We start from the raw sequence: 19,367 nt of genomic DNA, 5'->3' as shown, positions 1-19,367 counted from the left end.
GATGGTTTCCACCTCGCTGCAGACACTGATTGCCAATCGCCGACGCCGACAGCGCCGCTACCGAAGCGTGGTTTCCATTCTGGCGCTGCTGGTCGTGGCGCTGTTTGCGCTCAGCCTCGCCATCGGTCAGACCGTGACGCCACCACTCGAGGTGATCCGTGTCCTGCTCGGCGAACAGATCGGAGGCGCATCCTTTACCGTCGGACAGCTGAGGCTGCCGCGTGCTGTGATGTCGGTTCTTGCCGGATTGAGCTTCGGTCTTGGCGGCGTCACCTTCCAGCTGATGTTGCGCAATCCGTTGGCAAGCCCGGACATCATCGGGATAACCTCAGGCGCAAGTGCTGCGGCGGTGTTTGCCATCATCGTCCTGTCGCTGAACGGTCCGATCGTTTCAATCATCGCAGTCGTCGCGGGGCTCGGCGTTTCCATGCTCGTCTACGGCCTCTCCTTCCGCAACGGAGTGGCCGGAACACGGCTTATCCTGGTCGGCATCGGCATCTCGGCCATGCTGGAAAGCATCATCGCCTATATCCTCTCCAGCGCACCGGCCTGGAACCTGCAGGAGGCGATGCGCTGGCTGACCGGCAGCGTTAACGGTGCCCAACTCGGCCAGGCAATCCCGCTTCTCGCTTCGCTTGCCGTGTTCGGCGGCCTTCTGCTCAGCCGCAGCCGCGATCTGGAAGCGCTGCGCCTCGGAGACGATATGGCATCCGCCCTCGGCGTAGGAGTGGCGCGGACCCGCATGCTGATCATGGTTGCTGCCGTCGGCATGATCGCCTCGGCGACCGCCGTATCGGGGCCGATCGCGTTCGTCGCCTTCCTGTCTGGGCCAATCGCCGCGCGTATCGTCGGCAGTAGCAGTTCGCCGCTAGTTCCGGCAGCTCTGATCGGGGCGGTGCTGGTGCTGGCTGGCGATTTCGCCGGTCAGTTCCTGCTGCCAAGCCGTTATCCGGTCGGTGTCGTGACCGGAGCGCTGGGCGCACCCTACCTCATCTACCTGATCGTACGCGTCAACCGTACCGGAAGCGCCCTATGAACAGTGCAATGCCAGAACACACGCTCGAAGCCCACGGGCTGTCGACCGGTTACGGCACCAGCAACATCCTGCATGACCTCGACCTGACGGTCCCGCCGGGCAGGATCACGGCCATCGTCGGCGCCAATGCCTGCGGCAAGTCCACGCTGCTGAGAGCCATGTCGCGGCTTCTGGCCCCGCGGGAAGGTCAGGTTCTGCTCGACGGCAAGTCGATCCACCGCATGTCGGCCAGGCTGCTTGCCCGGACCATGGGCCTCCTCCCCCAGTCGCCGATCGCACCTGAGGGCATCGCGGTTGCCGATCTAGTTAGCCGCGGCCGACATCCGCACCAGAACCTGTTTTCCCGTTGGACGCGCAAGGATGACGAAGCCGTCGATGCGGCATTGACCGCCACACGCACGACCGAACTTGCCGAAAGACCCGTGGACGAGCTTTCCGGCGGTCAACGCCAACGCGTCTGGATCGCCATGGCGCTGGCACAGGAGACCGACATCCTGTTGCTGGACGAGCCCACGACCTTTCTCGACATCAGCCACCAGATCGACGTTCTCGACCTTCTGACCGATCTCAACCGCGAGCGTGGCACGACTGTTGTCATGGTCCTGCACGACTTAAACCTTGCCGCTCGCTACGCCGACCATCTGGTCGCCATCGCCAAGGGTCGGGTCCATGTCTCCGGATCCCCCGAAGAGGTCCTGACGCAACAGAACATCCGCGCCGTATTCGGGCTCGAAAGCCAGATCATCACCGACCCGGTCTCCGGCCGTCCCATGATGCTGCCGATCGGCCGGTATCGCGTTTTGGGGTGTTGAACGGCAAGGTCATATAGCTCCTTGATGGGACCAGAACCTACGACCCGGTCATTAGAGATCAAATCACTAAGATTCCTGAGGGAGTTGATCAGCTCATTAGTAGAGGAACGCTGTGTCAGACTGCCGAGGGAATACCAGTTCGCGGGTCGATGAGCCTACGCCATCCGCAATGACGACCAGATCGTACTGTTCGATCTTTCCGCTTGCGAAGGTAACCGAGACGGCATCTGCTACCTCCTCGCTCTCGATCGGGTCAAAGGGCGCAAGGTTGGCTTACACGAACCACGCTTCGGCAGCTGCCAGCAGTTTCTTCTCGTCTCGCATTCCTTCTTGGAACAAGCGGGAAAGCAGCATCGCGAGCTCGTCGGGATGCGTGTCGTGTATCGGCACTGCCTGCGCAAATACTCTGTCGAGCAAAGCCAGGTCTTTCGGCCGGAGAAGAACATCAGAGGGAATTCTACCGCGCATAACGTAAGCTATTGTGAGGTTGGTCGATTGGCAGGTGTTCGTGAAAGTATGATGAGCGCTACCACTTCGTCGTTGGCTCGTTCTCGCCAGATTGACTAGGCTGCCACTTTTCACGGAGACACGACCCAGACTTTGTTGCGGCGCGACAGAGTTGGATCTTGCCACACTGGCGCTGAGCGGCAGCGAACGCGCCGCCCAGCGAGATCATGCTTCGCTCGGCTCCCTTGGTGCAGGCGGTTGGGAATGACGAGGCGACATTCCGGTTATATGCCGGGCAGCTTCAATGGCGCTCTCGGTTGAATGCAAACCGATGATGTTTTCTGTACTGAAAACCATATCACCTTCCACTTGGTGCGGGTCTGCGGCGGCTAAAGATGCGACCGTCACATTCGATCCGCTGGCAAGTTGTGTGACAGCGGGAATCAACCCTATGCATTAGTGCAGGCATGTAACGCCACGCTTAACGTTACGCCAACCATGTCGGCGGCATAGGAGGCTCCGTAAAGAATCCTTCAAACACCTCCCTGTAAGCTTTGACTCAAGGCAGGCAGAGCAATGCAGATCGATTTACAAACTCTCTGGTACTTAACAATCGGAACGCTGCTGGTGTCAGCGTCGCTTCTCCTTTGGGAAAGGCAGGCTCATCCAGGTCGCGCACGCGTGCTCGGTGTTATGGCTGCGGCTCTCTTCGCGTTCGTTCTCGGCTGCGCACTTGCAATGAACCGCAGCCAAATCCCGGTCGCGCTCGGCATGGGGGCAACCAACATCCTGATGGTGTTGGGCTACCTTTTGGTCCTCAACGCCATCGCCGGCCTCGACGGTCACCGATATGTCTGGTCGTCTGCTGGAGCGCTAAGCCTCCTGGCTCTCGCCTGGGCGATCGCTGGCACGCACTTCCCGGCCGCCTTCTGGAACCATGTCTCGTCTGTCCCCATCGCGCTGACCTGCGGCCTGACATCTTGGATACTTCTGCGCAGCCGCACGGTCCAGCGATTGCGCTCGCGTCCGATCGCAGTATCGATCTCAGCTTTCCACGCCGTGTTCTACCTCTGCCGCGCGTTCATTGCCCCTTCCCTCCTTCAGCTGTACGGGCCAGATATTCTCTCCACCATCGGAAAGGCGACGATGTACGAGGCCGTCTTGTATTCTGTAGCGATGCCGATGTCCTTTCTGATGATCGTTCGAGAGGAGGAGAAGCAGCACCTGCTCCGCCTGTCGCAAACCGATCAGTTGACCGGGCTTGCGAACCGCCACGCCTTTTTTGAGCAGGCAGCTCGGATCATCAGGGAGCGGCAAGGCCACCCCGTCTCCCTGCTTGCCTTCGACCTCGACCACTTCAAGGCGATCAACGACCGTCACGGCCATCCAGTCGGAGATCAGATTCTCAAGCTGTTCGCAGAGACCGCCCGCGAAGAAGCGGGACCCGATGCGCTTCTTGTCCGGCTGGGTGGTGAGGAATTCGCCGCACTCCTGCCACGGTGCGACCATCATCAAGCTCTCAGTCGTGGCTCAGTGATCGCACGCCGGTTCGCCATCGCAGCCGCGCAAGCAGAGGGCCTGAAGACCCAGGCGACCGTCAGTATTGGTCTTGCGGCACCGGACTGCCATGACCTCGCCAAAATGCTCGCGAGCGCCGATGGTGCTCTGTACCGAGCAAAAGCCCTTGGACGAAACCGGGTTGAGACAGCCTGCCCACACGAATTGCCCACGACGCCCTTGAGCCGTTCGCTTGCATCATAGGTCAGTGGCAACTGTGGCAGGGAGTACAAGCGCGAGTTTGGCATCTCCCCGCGCCATGATGTCCAAAACTCTTCAGTGGAAGCGGTTTGTTATGATCACGAGCACAACACGGCAGCGGTTGCAGCCTATCAAAAAGCAGAAGCCAGCTCTGGCTTAAAGCAATCTGACCGTGCGCTTACGAACGCCGCCCGCTCCACGGGGATTCCGACCTAAACCTCAAGGTCCAGTTCGATGAGGTCGTTGGTGCAAAGGCAACTTCTCGTATCGCGAAAGATCAGGTCCATCCGGTTCACTTGCGAACAATTTGGTGGCAAGACCGCGAATAGCCGGCTTGCTCGCTATGCGGAGGGCGTGATGCAGCAGGTTGATGCCGAGCCGACTGTGCGGGTTCATCATGCGGGGAGCAATCTTTGGTACGCCCTGCCCTTTCTCGACCATTGGCCGCATCGCCTCTTCATAGGCGGAGAAGGCTTGCCTAATGTCGCCTTTCCGCCGCAGCTCGCTGGCAATCACATAGCCGCCTGTCACAGCGAGTGTAGCTCCTATCCCCGCAAGCGGTGTTGCGCACCAGGCCGCGTCGCCGGTAAGCACGACGCGCCTCTTCGACCACCGATCCATGCGCACCTGCCGCAGCACGTCGAAGTAGAAATCTTCGGTCTCCTCCAAGCCGGCCAGCACCCGATGCGCCTGCCAGCCGGAATCGTCAAATCGCTCGCGGAGATAGGCCTTCTGCTGCTCGACGGTCCATTCCTGCTCGCCGTTCGGTGGCTGCTGGAGCGACAGCATGGCCCGCGTCGTTCCATGCGTGTCGGGCCGCAGCGATATGCTTCTGCCATCCGTCGCATTGTACCAGCGCCACATCTGGTCGTCGTCGGCCTGTCGCGGTATGGTGAAATAGGCGATGGTGAGATCCATCCATCGCGGTTCGTTCTCCTGAGGGAAAACCAGCTCGCGTGTCGATGAGCCTACGCCCTCCGCGATGACGACCGCATCATATTGTTCGGTCTGCCCGCTCGAGAAGGCAACCGAGACCGCCTCTGCGCCTTCTTCGATGGGATCGATGCGATCGATGCGATCGCCGAAACGAAACGTCGCGTAGTTGCGGGCTGACTCGTACAGGAGGCGAGCAAGATCCCCACGTAGGATTTCCATCTCCGCCGTTGGGCCAGCGCTACCGAAATCGGCAGTGAGGAATTTGGCGACCTCTCCGCCATGCTCATCGATCCAGACAGTCCCCTCTTCCCCTGTTCCGCGATCGAGGGCTGCCTGTTCCAAATCCATCCGGCGCAGCACTTCACGGCCCACACCCCGGATGTCAATATTCTGCCCACCGTCTCGAAACTCTGGGGTGCTTTCGACGACTGTTACGTCGAAGCCGTAATGGCCTAGCCACCAAGCGGCTGTATTGCCGGCGACGCTTGCGCCGGTGATGAGGATGCGACGGGACATGCAATGATCTCCTTTCCGTAAAGAACATCACTCGTGATATATTTGTTCCGTCGTCAGCGCTCGAAATTATCGATCAGTCGCTGGAAAAGGCGAACCATTGACATTGCCTCCTCGGATGAAAAGCCTTCTAGCCCCCTAGCATTTGCAGCTAGTAGCGCGTCGCGTCCCCGCCGGGCTGCCTCTTGCCCCTGGCTCGTCAATTCGACCATTGCCGCCCTGCGATCGAGTGACGAGGGCGACCGGCGGATCAGCGTCAGCGCTTCCAGCTTGTCGAGGAGCGCGACCATCGCCGGCTGCTTGACTGCGGAGGAACGCACAAGGTCGCGCTGGAGCATCGGTCCCTTCCAGGAAAGGAGCATGATCGGGCCAATCAGAGAAAGCGAAAGCCCGTATGGTCGCAAGGCCGTATCTACCAGCCTGTTGAACACACGGGCAGCGTGATTGGCCAGGTAGCCGGGAGCGACTGCCGCCTCCGGATGAATATGGTCGTCCTGTTCTTGCATAGGTCTTTCCTAGGCGAACTACGACCCGGTTGCCAGCACAAGATTTGCTGCACGATCCGTGGATCTCAAATTAATAAAGCAACTGCTCCAAAAGCTGAGCTTTACCGCAGCAACTTCGTTATGCTTCCTTTAACTTGGCGGCACGCAATGCAGCCGTTTTGGGGGTCTTGAAGGGATCCGAACCTACCCAGTAATGTTTGTCTGCCTTGACTTGATGTCCGACCGGTGGCCCTATCCCGCAACTCAAACAATAGAGGCCAACTGTGACATCGGTATTCGAGAATATTTCCGGGGCAGAGCTGGAGGCTATGGACGATGACCAGCTCGACTCGGTTGAGTTTGGCGTCATTGGTCTTGATGCAAGCGGAATGGTTTGTCGCTACAACGCACGGGAATCTGCCCTTGCCGGGCTCCGGCGAGAAAGCGTCCTGGACTGCGATTACTTCAACGAAATCGCCCAGTGCATGAACAATTTTTTAGTGGCGCAGCGCTTTGAGGATGAGTCCGAAATAGATGACGTTATTCCCTATGTACTGACATTGCGAATGCGTCCGACACCTGTCCGCTTGCGATTGCTCAAGAGCAGCGAGATGACGTTGAGATACATCCTAATCCAGCGATAACCGGGCATCTTCCAGTGCAGCAACCACAAGACGACGAATACGAACAACTCCTGCAGTTTGTATATGCTTGTCCAGTCGGCCTTGTCGACATCGAGAAGGACGGCACGATACGGCTGATGAACCCGCTCGCTATGAACCTGATGATGTCGCTATCGACGGACGGGATGGCGACGAACCTCCTGAAGGCCCTTCAAAACTACGCACCTGAGCTGCGTTCGTTGGTGCAAAACTTCAGCGCGAAGCGCGGAACGATCTGTTCCAACCACCGGATATATCTTGGCCCAGAGGATACCGGTAGCTCAGACGCACCGAAGGTCCTCAGCTGCACGATCGTTAAGCTCAAGGATGAGCGCTACGTGGTCACCCTTGCGGATGTCTCTTTGCAGGTGCGCCAGGAACGCCGGCTACGAGAAGCAGAGACCTGGTTCGGGTCACTTCTGGAAGGCGTCAAAGATTTTGGTGTTGCGTCTCTAGGCCCAGATGGTCGTATAAACGCTGTAAATTCCACTCTCAGCCTGCAAACTGGATACGACGAAAGCGAACTCAATGGGCTCTCGGTTGAGGATTTGATGGAAGATCGACCAGAAGGAACTCTGCTATCCACGGCGCATCGCCTGGAACAGGCGCGAAAAGACGGCTGGCATCTGGATGAAGGCTGGGGGTCTCGTCAAAATGGAGAGCGATACTGGTGCCAAAGCCTGATCGCAGTCTGTGTCGACGAACTGTCAAACGACCAGAGGTCAATCAGAGGGTATACCGTCATTATGCGCGAGGTGGAGCGCCGTGACACGGATATGCGGGAACTCAAGAAGCTTTTGCAGACCAACCATCTAACCAGTGCTTATAATCGTGGCGCTTTTTTCGATGCGGCCAACAGGGAACATATCAGTAGCCAAAGGCTCGGACGACCGTTCGCGCTCGTTACCTTTGATATCGATCATTTCAAGCTGATCAACGATAGCTATGGCCATGGTGCCGGTGATGATGCGCTACGGACCATATCGAAGGTCTGTATCAATGCAGTTCGCCCTGGACACGTTTTTGCGCGGGTAGGCGGAGAAGAGTTTGCTATCATTCTTCCAGGTGCAGCTTTGGAGGAAGCAGTTGAGCTCGCGGAGTCCCTTCGCAAAATTATCGCATCAACTGCGATCGTAACGCAAAAGTCGACAATCTATGTGACTGCCAGTTTTGGTTGCGCCGAGGGACTGGGCGCGCAGCAAAGCGTTGCTTCCATACTCGCTGATGCTGACGCAGCTCTTTATCAAGCCAAGCGCGCGGGCCGCAACAGGACTGCCCCACCACTGACTGCAAACGAGACGCAATGAGCAAATGCTGAGCCCGAGGTCGGCTGCGCGTGTATTGCAAAGCCTCATCGAAGCCGAGTTGAAAACCCAGCGGGGACCATCTTCCCGCCCGGGTTACTCGGCTGCTGCCGCTAATGAGGTCTGGCACGCAGACCTTTCATTGAGAGATGGAACGGGCAGCGGGCTAGGGCTCGACTCCCTGGAGACTATGGCGATAGGTGCCGCCGTCAACGAGGTGTTTCATCTCTACGAAAACACATCAACCCCTAACCTCATGGAGATTGAGACCTTTGGAGGCTGGTTGAAAGCGATCGAAGAGGCGTGGGATCAGGGCATATCGAAAATTACCTTCCTGACGTCTGGATCGACCGGACTGCCTAGGCGATACACGCATGATGCGACTTTCCTGATCGAAGAAGCTCAGTTTCTGGCTGGTTATTTCCAGTCCTGCCGCCGGATTATCGCACTGACTCCGGCGCATCACATTTACGGCTGCATTCTCACTGCATTTCTGGCTGACGAGTTGGGCGTGGAGGTGATCGCCGAGACAACGTGCACGCATAGTTTTTTGAATCACGAGCTGGTGCCTGGGGACCTTGTCGTTACGTTTCCTGATCGATGGGCGGCTATAAACAGGACAGTGTCAGCCTGGCCGCCCGGTGTTAACGGCGTCGTATCGACCGCTCCCTGCCCAGCTCAGTTAGTAATGTCGCTCCTTGAGCGCGGTCTTTCCGGCATGACCGAACTCTACGGATCAACTGAGACCGCTGGTATTGGGTGGCGTCGACATCCGGACGATGGCTTCACTTTGATGCCGCATTGGCGCTTCCCAAGTAGTGACGGAGAGCCTGCCGGCAGTTTGACGCGGCTTGAAAGAGGTGAGCAATCGTATGATGTACCGGATGAATTTATCAGAACGGGCAACCGTTCATTCACCGTCGGCGCCAGGCGGGATGGCGGTGTGCAGGTGGGAGGGGTTAATGTCTGGCCTCAGCGGGTTGCAGCCGAACTCGAGCGTCATCCGGAGGTGGAGCGGGCGTCCGTTCGCCTAAAATCGACTCCCTCAGGCGCGCGGTTAAAAGCGTTCGTCGTTCCAGTTTCTGCCAACGCGGAAATCGGTCTCCATTCAAGACTCGACCAGTGGTGCATGCAACGCCTGTCCGCCGTTGAATGTCCAAAGAGCTGGACCTTCGGCACAAATCTACCCACCAATGAATTTGGGAAAGCGTCAGATTGGGTGGAATAAACAGCAGCCTCCAACGCTTCAGTATCGTGGTGATCTCACGACACGCTCGTTCGATAGCGAGTAAAGTCAGTGAATTGCCGGTCTTATCGGTTATAAAAACTAAGAGTCTGCCGGGGTGAACTGCAGGACACCTACTTGACAGCGACCAAATAACTACTTCTTGACCCGACCGTGGTATAAGAGACTGGCAGGCCAGGGATGTTACCGCGTTGTGGCTTAAGCGAGATGACAATCAATTGGTATCGGTAGTTGTCTTGCTCGCTACCTGCCGAACCATACCCGTCTCTCCACTCAGCAAGTTACTGTGTCTTTTTCGCCCTTTATCACCAGTAAATATGATTTGTGTCGTACATGGGTTGGCGGAACGAAGCTTCGTTCCCTTCAAGTGTCACAGCTCGAGGTTCTATCGCGCTATGCGATTTCACCCAACGCGCGCGCGGTACTCGGAGGCACTAGATCCCATACTCACACTTTGAACTGAACTGAACGAACCAGTCACGCAAATGGTTATTAGACAAAGCTGCCGAGCTGGTTGCGCACAATGTGGATCGATGTCGCGTCAAACGAAGTCGCTCACGATTTGAGCATCCATGACAGCTATCGCCGTCGAAGACCCCACTCCTTCTCGAATTCTTTCTCGAAAGTTGAAGTTGCATTATCCGGTTCAGGCTCGCGTTGAGGTGCCTTCGGCTTGGAAATGACCGAGAGGCCTTCTGCAAAGACTTTCCCGTTCCGCGAGCCAATGGAATACCGAAGAGCAATGCCATTCTCCAAGGTCGGAAGATTGGCTTCCTCAACCTTTGAGATATGCAAGAATACGTCCGCAGTGCCATCGTCAGGTGTGATGAATCCGAACCCCTTGGCTACGCTGAACCACTTAACCGTTCCTGTGGCATACATTGTTTCCCTATCTCAGCCGAGTTACTGGGTTTCATGGCTGCCATATATGAATGCGACACAATCGACGATCGGGAACGTCTGAGTTAGTGCGTCGCGATGATTGCGATTATTGCATTCCGCAGCTTTAGCGGGTCAACAATTTCTGACGGCAGCAATCATGCGCTGTCCCATGCGCATATTTCTACCAGGCTATCGCGTATTCACAAGGAAACCAGAACTCAAGGGAAACCTGAGTAATCTTTTCTTATAAGAACTCTCTTACCTTCCCGCCAGGACACCGAGATCGATCAGATCCTTTTACGCGCATGATGCGCGCCGTCTACGACGGCTCCTGTCTCCTTTCTCCCCGCTGCGCTCATTCCTTTCCCTGCAAAGGTCATCCATGCTTAAAAACCTGAAGATCAAGACCAAGTTCCTGATGGCGATCGCTGTCCTCGGCGTCATCTCCCTCGCTGGCCTGTTGTTCGTCACACAGCGCTTCAGCGCGGCGAACCAGTCCTATTCCAGCTTTCTCCATAAAGAGAGCACCGCTGCAGCGTTTCTTCCACGCGGCGCAGCAGCCACGTGGACAGCCACAACGTGGCTCAGCCGTGCGCTGGCTCAGGCCCCGCAGTCGGCGGCTTTTGCAAATCTTTCTGAACGTTTTGGCAAGGAGCTTGCAGGAGCCCGCAGTCGACTAGAGCACGTCCCAGGCCTCGTTCCTAGCCGTCATGCTGCGGTGCAAGAGCTTCTCCTCGATATCGACAAGCTGGCAGCCATCGGCGACCTTCTGTTGAAGGCTCATGCCGCCGGCGACACTGCTAAGGTTACTGCATTGTCAGGCGATCTCGACAAAATCGTCATCGAATTGTCTCCCAAGTTTGGTGCAAACAACGGAGCGATGACGGATATGATCAAGAACGGCGGTGACCAGCTGTCGGCGGAAGTTTCCTCCACTATCCAGCTAGCCCTCATCGGAATGCTTATTGGTATCGCGGTTGCTGTTGCGATTGCCATGGCGATCGCCCACACAGGCGTCACCGCTCCGATGGCGCGCCTTCGTGAACGCATGTCTTCGCTTGCTGCCGGCAACACAGACGCAGAGATCGATGGCCTGGGCCGCAAAGACGAGGTTGGTATGATGGCTGAGGCTGTCGCCATTTTTCGCGACAACGCTCTGGAGCGTCTTCGCCTTGAGCAGGAGGCAATCGACAATCTCAGTCTTTCTGAACGTGAACGCGTCGAGCGCGAAGCATTGAGAAGCCAAGAAGCTGCCGACGTGAAGTTCGCCGTAGAGAACCTTGCCAGAGCGCTCAGCCAGCTTTCCGAAGGCAACGTGTCATACCGCGTTGATACGCCGTTTACGCCAGCGCTCGACGGCGTCCGTAACGACTTCAACGCATCTGCGTCAAAGCTGCAGTCGGCACTTGAACATGTTGCCGAGAATGCGCGCAGCATCGAGGCTGGTTCCGCTGAAATCAAGTCGTCCGCCGATGATCTTGCCAAGCGAACCGAACAGCAGGCCGCGTCTGTCGAAGAGACCGCAGCAGCGCTCGAAGAAATCACCACCACCGTCAAGGACGCCGCCAAGCGCGCTCAGGAAGCCGGCTCTCTCGTTGCCCGCACCCGCCAGGGCGCCGAGAAGTCCGGTGAAGTCGTCCAGAACGCTGTCAGGGCTATGCAGCAGATCGAGAAGTCTTCGGGCGAAATCGGCAACATCATCGGGGTGATTGATGAGATTGCCTTCCAGACCAACCTTCTCGCTCTGAACGCCGGTGTCGAAGCCGCCCGCGCAGGGGAGGCCGGCAAGGGTTTTGCGGTCGTCGCACAGGAAGTGCGTGAACTTGCTCAGCGTTCTGCCAATGCTGCGAAAGAGATCAAGACATTGATCAATGCGTCCAACCAACAGGTCCAGAACGGCGTACTTCTGGTTGGCGAAACCGGCCGCGCACTGGAAACGATCGTTGCGGAAGTCCAGGAAATCAACCGCAATGTCAGCGCAATCGTCGAGAGCGCTCAGGAACAATCGTCCGGCCTTCAGCAAATAAACACCGCCGTCAACGCGATGGACCAGGACACCCAGAAGAACGCCGCAATGGTCGAGGAGCAGACTGCCGCAAGCCATGGAATGGCGCGCGATGCAGCTTCGCTGAACGAACTCCTGTCACAGTTCAAGCTGTCGGGTGGAAGCGGTCGACGTGGATATACACTCGCTCAGGCAATGCGCCCTTCAGAACGCCGCGAAACATCCGGAGCTTCGCCGGCCCGTGCCTTGAGCCGTAAGCTGGCAACGGCCTTCTACGGCAATGCCGCTGTAGCTGCCAACGAGTGGGAGGAATTCTGAAGCTCAGCTCCCAGCGATCAGCAAGCCAATAGCCGCGGATATCAGTCGATACCGCGGCTATTGCGGGCTGGAGCGACTTGCGTGGATCAAGCGCCCGTTGTGTCTGACAACGGAGGTCGAGCCATTGAACCAATTTAGTGGCGCACCTGCGGGTTCGGCCGGTCTGAGTAAGCAAGAGTTATCAGGATGCCGCGCAAATCACGGCTTTAAGTACATACCCGCAACAGCCTGCTTACGCTTAAAAATCAGTCCGCGAATTGCCTAACCCTCCACGACAATAGACAATGTGGCGTAACGTCAGGGGCCGCTCTTCGGCATTTCTCCAGTAAGCTTGTTGCGCCAACCCCGGCCTCTCCATCTACCTAAGCTAGATCTAATATTCGTTCAGCAGTCACTAACTTTGTCGCCAGGAACCCTCATATTTTCGGAAATGAAGCTATTGTTGAGTAATATCTTCCACTTACTTTCGGACAACTCGCACTGGTAGGCCGTCATGTCACTTGCTACACTTTCACCGAACAGGTCTGCACAGTATTCCCCTGGAACGCCGAGTGCCGAGCAGGTTCTTGAAAACTTGCCGCATCCCGTCCTTGTCGCCGACGCCGATGCTATCGTCATATACTCAAATTTGGCAGGCCAAATTGTATTCGGAGCAGTTGTTGGATGTGACGTACACTCGCTGTTTCCGGGCTCTACGTTTTGGCTTACAGGCACCCCATCCGCTATCCTGACCTTATTGAACGGCGAGAAGTTCGAGGCAGCGTTTGCTCCCCTCGGGGAAGGGCGCTTCCTTATCGATCTGCGACCTTCAAGCGAGGCACCAGCCGCCGAGATGCAAGAAACCCTGGACGAGCTGACTGGTCTTAAGAAGCGCAACGCACTTCTGTCCCAACTCTCTCTTGCTCTAAGCGACGGTCCGGCTGCCTCGTCGGTCGCCATTCACTGCCTTGATCTCGATCGCTTCAAAATGGTCAACGACACGCTTGGACATGCGGTGGGCGACCTCCTGTTGAAGAAGGTTGCCGACCGCCTGACGGCTGCTTGTCGCAAGGGTGACATCGTTGCTCGGTTAGGCGGAGACGAATTTGTTGTCCTGCAGCATAACGTCGATGAGGAGGTGGCGGCCGTGACGCTCGCATCTCGCCTCGTGGACCTCGTCGGCCGCACATATGTCATCAACGGCCACACGATAAATATCGGCGCGAGCGTCGGCGTCGCACTTGGGACCAATGCGATCCAGCCGCGTGACCTACTGCGCAATGGTGACCTTGCTCTGTACGAGGCCAAGAAGGCCGGGCGTGGCCGTTACCGCATGTTTGAGAGCGGCATGGATGCTTTGCTTCTCGGTCGCCGCGAAATGGAGATTGATCTACGTCGTGCGTTGGCGCTCAAACAGTTTAAGCTGAACTACCAACCGTTTCTCAACGTCACCACCAATAGCGTGGACGGCTTCGAGGCGCTTTTGCGCTGGCAGCATCCGATCAAGGGTAATATCCCGCCCCTTTCGTTCGTTTCACTTGCTGAAGAGAATGGCTTGATCGTGAAGATCGGCGAGTGGGTGCTGCGTACTGCCTGTATCGAAGCTATGTCCTGGCCAGGGGAGATGATCGTTGCTGTCAACGTCTCACCGCTTCAGTTCAAGGCCGACACGCTGCTGGAAACAGTCGCATCGGCGCTTAAGAACTCGGGATTGCCACCTCAACGACTTGAAATCGAAATCACCGAGGGTGCTCTCCTGGATGATACAAACAACGTTATTCAGACGCTGAGGGCCCTGCGCGATCTAGGTGTTAAGATTTCGATGGACGATTTCGGGACCGGCTATTCGTCGTTGAGTTATCTACAGAAGTTCCCATTCAACAAGATCAAGATTGATCGCTCCTTTGTTGCCGGCGACGACGCTGATAGCGAGGCAATCCTCCGATCGATCGCAAGTCTTGGCACGAGCCTCGGCATGGCCATCACAGCCGAGGGCGTCGAGACCGCTGAACAGCTGGCGCGGATCCGCGGCGAGCGATGCACGCACGTCCAGGGATATCTCACCGGTCGGCCAATGGGCACGGATCAAGTCCCTGCCTTTCTGGCGCAAAACGATTTAGAGAAAAAGGAATTCATTCATGGCTAGCAGCATGTACCGGCTCGTCTATTATAGCCGCAATCATATCGCCCACGACGAAGCAGTATTTGCTTCGAATGTCGACGAGATCCTGGCCAAAAGCCGGGTGAACAACGAGCGCAACGAGATTACCGGCGCGCTCCTGTTTAATGCGGGGTGCTTTGCCCAGGTCCTCGAAGGACCTCTGGACAGAGTAGAAGCCGCATTCGAGCGTATCCAACAGGACGAGCGACACGGTGATGTCTCGCTGCTCGCGCTAGACCCAATAGGCCATCGGTCTTTCCCGAACTGGGCGATGGGCTTTATCGGCCGACCGGATATGCACGCTGAGCGCTTCGCCGGTATCGGTTCCTCCAGCGGGTTCGATCCTTCCCGACTGAGTGGCGATGAAATCCATTCGCTCTTGAAAGAGCTCGCGATTGAGGAAGAGGCCGCTTAGCTTTTTGATGGGAAGAGAGCGACTGCCATGACGATCTCAATATAAGCTAATTCGAGCATACGCACAGAGTTCGAAAGCTTAGTTTATTCATATCTCAATTCTTTTACCGCACTAGGTAATCCTGGGAGTGCAAGCCTTGGATGAACGTCAGATGATCAAAATAGAAGAGGCTAATCGTCTCGATGCTTTGTACAACCTCGATTTGCTGGACACACCAGTAAGCGAGAGCTTTGATCGCATCACAAGGATGGCGAGCCTAATATTCAATCTCCCAATCGCAGCTGTCTCCTTAACCGACGTTGATCGGCAGTGGTTTAAGTCTCGTGTCGGCGTTGACCATCAAACCATACCCAGAGATCGAGCCCCCTGTGCCCAGGTTGCTGAAAGCACCGACGTCCTGGTGATCCCAGACATGGCGAAGGATGATTGTTACAAGTACAGCCCGCTTGGTAAAAGTGGCATCCGCTTCTACGCCGGGGCCCCCTTGGTCACACGCGACGGGTTTGGGCTCGGGGCGCTGTGTGTTCTCGGGACATTGCCCCGAGAAACAACCACCGAAGAAATTGCATCACTGACGGACCTTGCAGCCATGGTCATGGCACAGATCGAGTTGCAACATGCCTTTGGACGTATTGATCCGATAAGCGGCTTACCGAACAGAACACAATTTTTGGACGACATCAGTGACATTGGGCAGGATGATACCGGCGACATCCAGCGGTTTGCGGTTCTCATAGACCTGGCCGAAACCAAACAGATCGACCACCTGTCTCGTGTGCTTGGTCCTGCGGAGATTGATAGAGGCGTCAGAGAGGCCGCACGTTTTCTGAGGACGAAATTGGATGGACGCACTGCCTATCATATTTCGGCAACTCAGTTCGCGGTCGTAACGACTGAACGCGTCCGGGAAAAGTGCATCGATGATGTCACTGCCCTGCTTCTGGGACTGCAAGCGGCCTTAAGCTTCCAGTTCATGATGACACCCGTTGCAGGCATGGCGCCATTTGGTGCTGGTATTGATCCGGATGACCTCTTGAGGGCTATGGGTAGCGCTGCTCAAGATGCGCGCCTGAACGGCATGCAGGTTGATGTTTTCTCAGCCGAAAGCGATGACAGACACCGTCGCAGTTTCAGGCTGCTGCAAGATTTTGATTCTGCATTACTGGCTGACGGGCAATTGTCGTTGGTATTCCAGCCGCGCCTCTCACTTGCGACCGGGCAGTGCGTCGCAACTGAAGCGCTTTTGCGCTGGTACCACCCTGAACTGGGGAGCATATCTCCAGGGGAGTTCGTCCCTATTATTGAGAGCTCGACGCACGTCAGAGATATGACCAGCTGGGTTCTTGATACGGCGCTTCGTCAGGTACGCTCGTGGATAAAACAAGGACTAACGGTCCCTATATCTGTCAACGTCTCGGCGGCGAATCTGGAAGAAGAGGACTTTGTAGAACGGGTGATCGTAGCGCTGCTTCGCTACGGCATCCATCCATCGCTCCTTGAATTGGAAGTCACCGAAAGCGCGGTACTGAAGGATGCGGGCGCTGCATTGCAGAAACTGCAGGCTTTGGCCGACGCCGGCATTACCCTTTCGATCGATGACTTCGGAACCGGCTACAGCAGTTTATCATACCTCCAAAGGTTGCCCACGACGGTCGTGAAGATTGACCAGTCGTTTGTCAGAAATCTTGACGTTGGAGAGCGTGACGAAAGTCTCGTCCGCTCAATGATCGCGCTATCTCATGACCTCGGCTATCGGGTTGTGGCAGAAGGCGTTGAAACGGCTCAGGCAGCGGATGCATTGACGGACATGGGCTGTGATGAAGCACAAGGATATCTCTACTCAAAACCGCTAACCGCGCGATCCTTCCAACATTGGTTCTTGTCCAGGACAGAACCTGCCAGGGTTGCGTAAGATGATTGCGGAACTTCTCACGAGCACAATTCACAAGCAAACGCACTACAGGCAGGCAACGCCCCACCAGACGACCGCGGCCCCGATACCTAGATCGCTGCACCACACGTGCAAGATGCGCAAACATAAAAGATGACCGTTGGTATGATACAGACTTTTTACCGGCCATGCTCGTAGCGAAGATGCAAAGCCCTTTTGGGCCCTACGCGTCAGGACTATTCATCAAACATCTACGCACGGAGTATCAACTGCGCGCGTATGCATTTCTAATGGCGCCCTCAGTCGGGTAAGCATTGCTTATTCATATCGAGGCACAGCTAGAGCTCGTGTCGGGCTGGGCAGAGCGTAGTCGTTGCTCGCTATCTTGACCCTGTTTCGGCCTGAATGCTTCGCTTTGTAGAGTGCCTCGTCAGCTCGGCGATAGGCTTCACTCAGTCCGTCAAAAGACGTGAGTGTCGAGATACCGAAACTGGCAGTGACCTGAAGGTCATCTGGAAGGCCAGGCAAGGCCATGGTTGCTGTGCGCAGCGTCTGAGCCACACGTACCGCGACTTCAATTTCCGTGTTAGGCAAGAACACCGCGAACTCCTCACCTCCTATGCGCCCGGAGGCGGCATTTTCAGGAACCGATCTACTTAACATTCGTCCGAAACCCTGGATCACCAAGTCACCGACATGGTGGCCGTAAGCATCATTGATCCTTTTGAACCGATCGAGGTCGCAAAGGACAACGGCGTGCTTCCCTTCGGGATATTTCGCTAAGATCGAAGCGACACGCCGGTCAAGGCCCCGCCTGTTAGCCAGAGAGGAGAGCATGTCGCCCTCTGAATTGCTCCTCTCGTCTGCCATGATATCCAACACAAGTGTGGTAAGAAGTGTTAGTCCGACAGCGACGACCAGCACAGCAGTCACGCCTTGTGAGATTATAGCGTAGTTTGTGTGAATGTAGTCCTTGGCGCTAGCACCAGACCCGACAAGCACGGCGAACCCCGCTTTCATCAAAAAATGAAAGCTGGTGAATAAAAGCAAGCCAGTAAGGAAGCGGTCAATTGCCTGACGCCTCTGCGATGTAAGGAGTGACCAGACGCTGAGGAGAAATACGATCGCGAACGGGCTTTGGTACAAGACAGCTTGCGTCATGCTTCCACGAGGTAAGTCGTATATGGCGCAAGACGACCCAAGGCACGCAAGTACAAATCCTAGAACTGCCAACGTGTTTGGCCGACGCCCGTAAAGACGACAGATACCGACCGCAAGCAGTACCATCCCAACTAGCAAGGTAGAAAAAGCGCCAAGCGCCCAGAACTTCGTCATCGACGCGTAAGCCACCAAAAGCTCGCAGATCGCTGAGAGAGAAGCGACACCGAACCCTGCTGCCAGCCACAGCGTAGCTATACGAGAACGGCTGCGGGTTGCAACGGCAACAAATACCGTACTGAACGATACGGCTATAATAAAATTTACTGCTAGAAAGAAAGCTGCGCCGTTCATGTTTGTCACTATCAAAGTTCCGCGCGCACAACTCGCACTGGGCATGCTAAATAACGAAGAAAGGTAAAAGCATGGTAAGTCGCTTCGCCATTGGAGGACGATGTAGCGGGGGACCGACCAGCGTAGTCTTGCCCATCGATGGCGGAAATCCAATCAGCCGAAGGAAGTCGGCATGTTTGGACGGCAAAGAGGCGGAAGTTGAGATTGAAGCCATGAACTCGCACGAGGCCATTGAGACAGGCGTAACCGCGCTCGCCCAGTTTGTCTGTAAACACTTCCCGCCGCCTGAGAATTTACAGGTGGACATCAGTGATGAACAAGTTCGATCCGTCGCCACAGTCAGTTTTGCCTTCAATATAAAAATCGCTACAGGTGTGGCAAACTGACCTTGTGCTCACAGCCGGGTCCTTTCGCGACATAGGAGACCAGTTAGGTCGCTTTCTTCACCGTCTCTGTCGAATGTAATCGATGATTGCCTGTGCTATTGGCAGCTTGGCTCTCGTTGAGTCGCGATTGAAACACGAGGGACCGATGAGCAGAGGCAAAATGAACGCTGAGGGCCCGCACCCTGTCGATATTCACGTGGGCCGCCGCGTCCGGATGCGGCGAAACGAGGTAGGAATGTCTCAGACAAACCTCGCGGACGGGTTGGGGATTACATTCCAGCAAGTGCAGAAATATGAGCGAGGGACGAACCGTATAAGCACGTCGAAGCTCTACGAGATAGCGATCGCTCTTGAGACGCCAATAACGTACTTCTTCGAGGATCTGGCTCTCAGCGACAAGATGGCTGGAGAACCCATGGCAAACCTCGAACGTCAACAGTCTTATAGATCTAGCAAGGAAGGATACGACGTCATCGATGCAATGAGTAAGCTTCCGCGTTCGATGCGTTCGAAGATCGTTTCGCTCCTACTCGTACTTCAGCCCGGACAGGACGGTGACGACAACGGTAGTACCGATGCGTAGCGCTTGTGTCTTGCCAACGGATGCCGCCGTTTCCCC

At 56.2% G+C, this 19,367-nt stretch carries 16 protein-coding genes; 12 read left to right on the top strand and 4 right to left on the bottom strand.

Features of this window, described 5'->3' with window-relative positions; all coding sequences use genetic code 11:
* The first annotated feature begins 1 nt into the window (after nt 1).
* The 3 genes from G6K99_RS22095 (at nt 2) to G6K99_RS22085 (ending at nt 4,056) form a co-directional block, all read left to right on the top strand.
* On the top strand, nt 2-1,036 hold the full coding sequence (locus G6K99_RS22095; protein WP_174197958.1) for an iron chelate uptake ABC transporter family permease subunit: 1,035 nt from the start codon (nt 2-4) through the stop codon (nt 1,034-1,036).
* A gap of 8 nt (nt 1,037-1,044) precedes the next feature.
* Nucleotides 1,045-1,848: an ABC transporter ATP-binding protein gene (locus G6K99_RS22090; protein ID WP_174198031.1), complete on the top strand. Its 804-nt coding sequence runs from the start codon at nt 1,045-1,047 to the stop codon at nt 1,846-1,848.
* 1,023 nt (nt 1,849-2,871) lie between these two features.
* Nucleotides 2,872-4,056, top strand: a complete 1,185-nt coding sequence (locus tag G6K99_RS22085) for a diguanylate cyclase (protein ID WP_174197957.1) — start codon at nt 2,872-2,874, stop codon at nt 4,054-4,056.
* Between the two features lie 216 nt (nt 4,057-4,272).
* On the opposite strand, the gene G6K99_RS22080 is transcribed toward G6K99_RS22085, so the two are convergent.
* The gene (locus tag G6K99_RS22080) at nt 4,273-5,505 is read right to left on the bottom strand and encodes an FAD-dependent monooxygenase (RefSeq protein WP_174197956.1); all 1,233 of its coding nucleotides are present in this window, start codon (nt 5,503-5,505) and stop codon (nt 4,273-4,275) included.
* Between the two features lie 53 nt (nt 5,506-5,558).
* The gene (locus tag G6K99_RS22075) at nt 5,559-6,008 is read right to left on the bottom strand and encodes a MarR family winged helix-turn-helix transcriptional regulator (protein ID WP_174197955.1); all 450 of its coding nucleotides are present in this window, start codon (nt 6,006-6,008) and stop codon (nt 5,559-5,561) included.
* A gap of 263 nt (nt 6,009-6,271) precedes the next feature.
* Between G6K99_RS22075 and G6K99_RS22070 the strand changes: the two genes are divergently transcribed.
* The 3 genes from G6K99_RS22070 to G6K99_RS22060 all read left to right on the top strand — a co-directional run bounded on the left by G6K99_RS22070 (nt 6,272) and on the right by G6K99_RS22060 (nt 9,181).
* Entirely contained in the window at nt 6,272-6,631 is a 360-nt protein-coding gene (locus G6K99_RS22070; RefSeq protein ID WP_197978195.1) for a hypothetical protein, read from the top strand.
* A gap of 14 nt (nt 6,632-6,645) precedes the next feature.
* The gene (locus tag G6K99_RS22065; RefSeq protein WP_174197954.1) at nt 6,646-7,956 is read left to right on the top strand and encodes a sensor domain-containing diguanylate cyclase; all 1,311 of its coding nucleotides are present in this window, start codon (nt 6,646-6,648) and stop codon (nt 7,954-7,956) included.
* A 187-nt stretch (nt 7,957-8,143) separates the two neighbouring features.
* Nucleotides 8,144-9,181 carry a 4-coumarate--CoA ligase gene (locus G6K99_RS22060; RefSeq protein ID WP_174197953.1) on the top strand — a complete coding sequence of 346 codons (1,038 nt, stop codon included), beginning with the start codon at nt 8,144-8,146 and terminating at the stop codon, nt 9,179-9,181.
* A 597-nt stretch (nt 9,182-9,778) separates the two neighbouring features.
* Here G6K99_RS22060 and G6K99_RS23450 read toward each other — a convergent pair.
* Nucleotides 9,779-10,081: a cold-shock protein gene (locus tag G6K99_RS23450; protein WP_174197952.1), complete on the bottom strand. Its 303-nt coding sequence runs from the start codon at nt 10,079-10,081 to the stop codon at nt 9,779-9,781.
* 382 nt (nt 10,082-10,463) lie between these two features.
* Between G6K99_RS23450 and G6K99_RS22050 the strand changes: the two genes are divergently transcribed.
* From G6K99_RS22050 to G6K99_RS22035, 4 genes are all read left to right on the top strand, one after another.
* Nucleotides 10,464-12,404 carry a methyl-accepting chemotaxis protein gene (locus tag G6K99_RS22050; protein WP_174197951.1) on the top strand — a complete coding sequence of 647 codons (1,941 nt, stop codon included), beginning with the start codon at nt 10,464-10,466 and terminating at the stop codon, nt 12,402-12,404.
* Nucleotides 12,405-12,897: 493 nt separating this feature from the next.
* Nucleotides 12,898-14,529, top strand: coding sequence for a bifunctional diguanylate cyclase/phosphodiesterase (locus G6K99_RS22045; RefSeq protein WP_174197950.1), 1,632 nt, complete (start codon nt 12,898-12,900; stop codon nt 14,527-14,529).
* On the top strand, nt 14,522-14,959 hold the full coding sequence (locus G6K99_RS22040) for a BLUF domain-containing protein (RefSeq protein WP_174197949.1): 438 nt from the start codon (nt 14,522-14,524) through the stop codon (nt 14,957-14,959). Before G6K99_RS22045 ends, G6K99_RS22040 begins: the two co-directional genes overlap by 8 nt.
* 136 nt (nt 14,960-15,095) lie before the next feature.
* On the top strand, nt 15,096-16,871 hold the full coding sequence (locus G6K99_RS22035; RefSeq protein WP_244631590.1) for an EAL domain-containing protein: 1,776 nt from the start codon (nt 15,096-15,098) through the stop codon (nt 16,869-16,871).
* A 297-nt stretch (nt 16,872-17,168) separates the two neighbouring features.
* Here the strand turns inward: G6K99_RS22035 and G6K99_RS22030 are convergent, their stop codons facing one another.
* Nucleotides 17,169-18,362: a diguanylate cyclase gene (locus tag G6K99_RS22030; protein ID WP_174198029.1), complete on the bottom strand. Its 1,194-nt coding sequence runs from the start codon at nt 18,360-18,362 to the stop codon at nt 17,169-17,171.
* Nucleotides 18,363-18,538: 176 nt separating this feature from the next.
* Between G6K99_RS22030 and G6K99_RS22025 the strand changes: the two genes are divergently transcribed.
* Complete coding sequence (locus G6K99_RS22025; RefSeq protein WP_113165878.1) at nt 18,539-18,748, top strand: hypothetical protein; 210 nt, start codon at nt 18,539-18,541, stop codon at nt 18,746-18,748.
* Nucleotides 18,749-18,893: 145 nt separating this feature from the next.
* Nucleotides 18,894-19,331, top strand: coding sequence for a helix-turn-helix domain-containing protein (locus G6K99_RS22020; protein WP_202048850.1), 438 nt, complete (start codon nt 18,894-18,896; stop codon nt 19,329-19,331).
* The last annotated feature ends 36 nt before the right edge of the window (nt 19,332-19,367 follow it).

The sequence above is a fragment of the Neorhizobium sp. AL 9.2.2 genome (assembly GCF_013317225.1).
GTDB classification, from domain to species: domain Bacteria; phylum Pseudomonadota; class Alphaproteobacteria; order Rhizobiales; family Rhizobiaceae; genus Neorhizobium; species Neorhizobium soli.
This window is presented reverse-complemented; position numbering and strand designations above follow the sequence as displayed.